At 57.8% G+C, this 4908-nt stretch carries 5 protein-coding genes; 1 reads left to right on the plus strand and 4 read right to left on the minus strand.

Features of this window, described 5'->3' with window-relative positions; all coding sequences use genetic code 11:
• The first annotated feature begins 367 nt into the window (after positions 1 to 367).
• Complete coding sequence (gene mntR, locus BLS57_RS19435) at positions 368 to 838, plus strand: manganese-binding transcriptional regulator MntR (RefSeq protein WP_067264388.1); 471 nt, start codon at positions 368 to 370, stop codon at positions 836 to 838.
• A 237-nt stretch (positions 839 to 1075) separates the two neighbouring features.
• On the opposite strand, the gene BLS57_RS19440 is transcribed toward mntR, so the two are convergent.
• The 4 genes from BLS57_RS19440 to lnt form a co-directional block, all read right to left on the minus strand.
• Entirely contained in the window at positions 1076 to 2068 is a 993-nt protein-coding gene (locus tag BLS57_RS19440; protein ID WP_067264385.1) for a cytochrome c oxidase assembly protein, read from the minus strand.
• Positions 2065 to 3984, minus strand: a complete 1920-nt coding sequence (locus BLS57_RS19445) for a penicillin acylase family protein (RefSeq protein WP_093744242.1) — start codon at positions 3982 to 3984, stop codon at positions 2065 to 2067. The genes BLS57_RS19440 and BLS57_RS19445 overlap by 4 nt, the downstream gene beginning before the upstream one ends.
• 24 nt (positions 3985 to 4008) lie before the next feature.
• Positions 4009 to 4176: a hypothetical protein gene (locus BLS57_RS19840; protein WP_093744243.1), complete on the minus strand. Its 168-nt coding sequence runs from the start codon at positions 4174 to 4176 to the stop codon at positions 4009 to 4011.
• A partial coding sequence (gene lnt / locus BLS57_RS19455; protein WP_093744244.1) for an apolipoprotein N-acyltransferase occupies positions 4176 to 4908 on the minus strand: 733 nt, incomplete at its 5' end. The genes BLS57_RS19840 and lnt, both read right to left, overlap by 1 nt.

A 4908-nucleotide genomic window follows, 5' to 3' on the forward strand; every position in this document is an offset into this window, starting at 1 on the left:
GGCGTCAAGGATACCATCCGGCTTGATACCGCTTTTGCGGTCCACCCACTCCAACGCGCCGGTCGAGAATTCCGAACCCCGGTGAGGTTCTGTCCAAGCGGTCTCGATGTCGTCCCAAGGCACTGGCGCGAGATTCCCAAGAAAAAGTGTCAGCCGATAGGCTGCCGCCTCAGGAAGCCACGGAGCCTCTTTGACAGGCGTCGCCCCCCCGGGTCCGGACAGCAGGACCGCGCTTGCAGCGGTTAGCAGCAGCCTCGAAAGATTTTTTATCACCATAGCCTCCAGCGCTAAAACTTAGACTCGTCTAACTTAGGTATTCTAGGCTAATTAGATTGTCAATTTTAGTTATTCGTTGCAATGTCCGGACATGTCGAAGCTACAATCATACGAACGCGAGGCGTTCGAGACTGTCGAGAGAGCTCCCGAAGCGCAGGCTAAGGGTTTCGCGACTGTGCGCCGAGCACATGAAAGCGAAATGGCGGAGGATTATGTGGAACTGATCGCAGAGCTGATCGAGTTGCGGGGGGAGGCTAGGCCGGTCGAAATCGCCGAGCGGCTTGGCGTGAAATCTCCAACAGTGACCAAGAACATCTCCCGACTCAAGGCTGCTGGTTTGGTGCGGCGGGAGCGTTACCGCGCAATATTTCTAACCGATGCGGGCCGAGAATTGGCCGAGGCCTGTCGCCGCCGTCATAGAGTCGTTGTCGCGTTTCTCCTCAGCCTGGGAATCGACGAAGAGACTGCAGAACGCGATGCGGAGGGGATCGAGCATCACGTCAGCACGACCACGCTGGAGGCCTTCGAACACGCCCTCCTGCAATCTCAGAGCGGCAAGTAGCGCAGCATCAAGTTCTCGCGAAATTCAGAAAAGCAAGACTCAGGAGGCGGCGGCGTCAGCAGTCAAAGGCTGGTGGGTCTGTTCTGATGGTCAACTTTAGTGCAGAAAATCGTTCGTGTCCTCTGAGCTTGGCCAGCCCGAGATAGTGTGCCCAAAATCTCTGACTGCGACGACGGTGCAGCGAAAATGTCGATCGCGGGAAAAGACGTGGGTACAACCTTTGATTTGCTCCTCTGTTCAAAGCGCATAGACAATAGTCACCACCGTCGTCATGACGATGAAGAACATGACCAAGGCGCCTATGGCGAGCGTCCGGCCCATGTCGCGGTTTGGCTTTGCCACTTTCAGACGCAATTCTTCGGCCGTTTCCGGAAACTCGAGCGCCGCGGAGTTCGAGCCTCGCACCAACTCGTATCGTGAATTCCAGCGACGCACCTCGGCCGCGTTCCACCCGTTCAAGACCAGAATGATCGCGGCGATCATCAGCATCGAGGACGGGACCCAGATCGTATAGCCACCCATGGTTTCGTCGGACAGGGGATCAAGCAACCCGGTTGCCGCCGTTTGGTAGGAGGCATAGAGGCTCACCTCTTTGAGTGTCGTCAGGGAACCCAGAAAAATGTTTGAAACGATCACCGCAAAACCAGAGATCAGCCTTGCGCCGCGCCTCGCGCCCTCAGGGGGATCTCTCGGGTCGAAGAGCATGCCGAAATACCAGATCCCTGCCAGAACCATCGCAAAATGGGCGAACATCTCGATCGCCGCGATGCGCTGCGCAAGTCCGTAAAGCAGTGGAATCTGCCAGATAAAGAGCGACGTGATGAGCGCGGCAGTGGCGGTTACCGGATGTGCCAAGAACCGCAATGCAATAGATTTTCCAAGAGCGCCGAGGTATCGACGCCACCGTCTGTTCAAACCGACTTGCAGGAATCGCCACGGCTGCGAGACCGCGATGAGCAGTGGTCCTGCAAGGCGGAGGAGAAGGTGCTCCACTTGATGCGCCGAAAAGAGGCTGTGCCCCAACGAAGCCAGAGGCGCATTCGTGGCCGCGAGAATGCAGGTCAAGCCAGCGAAGAACAGGGCTTGCCGCCAAATGGAAACCGTCCCGCGCAGCCGTGTGGATCGCGCGACGCCGCGCATGTAGATCCATGCGGCCAAGCTGACGGAAACAAGGGACACTGGCGAAATCGCGTATCCAAACGGGTCGAAAAGGAGGAAGTAGGCGATCATTGGCTCATGTCATCTTGTATTGTTGGCCTTTGGACAGATGCCGGTAAAAGTCGGGATGTTCCCACAGCGCCACCCCGGGCCAAGGACAGATCAGTGGACATCGCGAGGTATTTGCCCTGCATCCACATTGGAAACAGGTTTTCATAGAATCGTGAGAGCGGGTGGCCGGACTGACCGGCGGGCGCGATGAAATAGGAACCGGCTTCTTCCGAAAACGACATGACCGCCTGAAAATTGGTGCCCGCGCTGGTCGCGAAGGGGCGGTCATCGTCAGAAGCAAACAATGTTGCAATCAGCGTGTCGGGAGCGCCCGAAGATGGGGCTTCGAGAGACAGCAGATCGCTGATGATCCCGCTCGATCGGATTGGTGCCCACTTCATATTCGAAGCGTGTGCTTCGCCCCAGACCCAAGCGGACGGATCGGGTCCGTAGCGGTCGACAAGCCAGCCGATGGCATCATCCAAGGCCGCACGAACCTGATCCTGGCAGGTCTCGATGGGGGTGGACGGGCGGATGTCGCACCAGATTGCGCTCCCTCCGCGATCTGAAAGCACCGCAAATAGGACATCGGCATTTGGCCTGGCCCAGACCTTCGTCGCGGATGGAAATTCATCCTGAAGTATCCGTTTTTGCAACGCGCGCGCCCAGGCCCAGAACAAGAGCGGCTCCGGTGAAAAGCGATCCATGTCGCCATTCCATCGGGCAAGTTGATTCAGAATAACGCCGCGAAGCCTATCTGCGCGGTTCTCTTCGAGAGCACCTGTGGAACCCACGAACCAAAGCTCTTTTGCCATTATAGGAAGAAGCGCCCGCGCGGCAGCGCTGACCGTGTCGCGCTGCACCGCAATCGCGCCCTCGACCGAGAATATCGGCTGCCGCTCATCAAGAGCAGCCAGACGGGCGCCTCGAAACGATAAAGGAGTTTCGACCTCCCTGTCAGGCCAGCGAGCAAGGGTTTCTCGGTCGATCGCAAGAATCTCCAATCCGGCTGGTGCCAGGTTCATGCTTGCGTCCATAGCATCGTTCACATCGGCGGACCGCGCCAGACGGTCAAGCATCATCAGAAAACTGCCGGCCTTCGCAGCGGTGGGACTCACTGGCTCTTTCAGGGTTTTCAGTGACACAGATCGGAACGCCCAAGCGACGCGTTCGCTGCGACCGACGACAATGAAGGGCACACCCGGCATTGTAGCCCCAATCGCGGCTCCGGTCGGGAGTTGAATATCCGCCAGGTACCATTCAGAAGGCAGCGATAAGGGGCCACGTATATCGGCGGTGAGAATTGGTGCTCCCATAGCTGTTCTGTCTCCAGGCAACGCCCAAGCTTCGAGGCTGACCTTGGGCGAGGTCACAAACAGCTCGGGCAAAAAAGGTCGGTCTGACAAGCCGGACAGGTCACTCTGGCGACTCTCGGATTGAAGATCGTTCAGAAACGCTTGAGCAAGTCTGAGACTATCGACGGGTCTCCAGGCTGCGATCATTCTCTCATCCGCGATCAACAGATCGGGTGAGCCTCTGCCGCGCCCGCCTTCGGATACCAGACCAAGCCACGCGTTGACACCTGCGGCATATGCGTCGAGCGCCTGGGCTGTCGAAGGCTCGACTTCGAACGTCTGGTCAAGTGGCAACAAGGCTTGCGCTGCCCGCCTTGCCCGCAATAACTGGCCAAGCCTGTCCTGAGCGTGAACGAAACCAAGCGCGAAATAGGCGTCCGCAGCAGAGTCTGCAGAAATGTGCGGTATGGCCGCAGCATCTCGCAGAATATCGACTGGACCTTCGATTCCCGCAACTCTGAAGTCCTCGTCATAGTCGGGGACGGAGGCGCGCAAAAGAAAGTAGACGACACCGGATACGGCCAGTCCTGATGCAAAAACCGCCAGGAGCAAGTACAGTAATATGTTGAACAGTCGTCTCAATTCGTTGCCGGTACCAAAGTAATCTCAAGACGTGATGCGCAAGAGGATCACCGAGGCGAAAAAAGCGAGTAGGCCGAAAGCAATACTGAAGCTTGTCGCGTACTGAAGTATATCCAGGCGGTTCCCTTTCCGCCGTTGCGCCAGATAGCCACCCCAGAGCGCCCCTCCGACAAAGCCTGCGAGCACCAGCATCACGAGTCCTCCGATTTTGATTTTTCTGAATTGAAACGTCGTCCGGCCAATCCGACGGTAAAGGCTAGGGCCCAGACCGCACAGATGAGCGCCAGCAATGTCCAATCACCGAAACGAGCGTAAGGTGTGGGCGCAAGCGCTGTCGGCAGGCTGGCATCTATGACTCCAGTTTGTCCGGTCTCGAGGCGCGCGATGATCTCTCCCTTGGCGTCGATGACCGCGGAAATCCCGGTGTTGGCCGCCCGGATCACCGGAAGGCCCTCTTCGACCGCGCGCATGCGCGCGGTGGCAAGGTGCTGCTCGGGCCCGATGCTGGTTCCGAACCAGGCATCATTCGTGGCGTTGAAAATCCAGTCGGGGCGGAAAAGATCATCGACCACGTGGCCCGGAAAAATGATCTCGTAACAGATTGCCACCGCAACCAGAGGCGCGCCCGGAATTGCCAGCGTTCGTGGCCCTGGTCCCGGCGTGAAATCACCCAAACCTTCGGCCAGACGCTCGAACGGCAGCCAACCTTTCAGGGGCACATATTCCCCGAACGGAACAAGATGATGTTTTGCATATCCCGTTAGAATTTCGCCGCTGCCGTCATAGACCTGAACCGTGTTGAAATATCGGGTTCCCCCATCCCTCTCTACGCGGTCAGGCACACCTGTCAAAAGGATCCTACCGTCTGGCAAAACCGTGGATAACCGCCTGCGCGCCAAGGCGTCTTCGTCCAGAAAACCGGGA

It is taken from the genome of Sulfitobacter delicatus, from assembly GCF_900102535.1.
GTDB lineage: Bacteria > Pseudomonadota > Alphaproteobacteria > Rhodobacterales > Rhodobacteraceae > Sulfitobacter > Sulfitobacter delicatus.

Bases quoted from the DNA above. Each gene is read 5' to 3' on its own strand.
- mntR (WP_067264388.1), top strand. From the start codon at position 368: ATGTCGAAGCTACAATCATACGAACGCGAGGCGTTCGAGACTGTCGAG.
- BLS57_RS19440 (WP_067264385.1), bottom strand. From the start codon at position 2,068: ATGATCGCCTACTTCCTCCTTTTCGACCCGTTTGGATACGCGATTTCG.
- BLS57_RS19840 (WP_093744243.1), bottom strand. From the start codon at position 4,176: ATGCTGGTGCTCGCAGGCTTTGTCGGAGGGGCGCTCTGGGGTGGCTAT.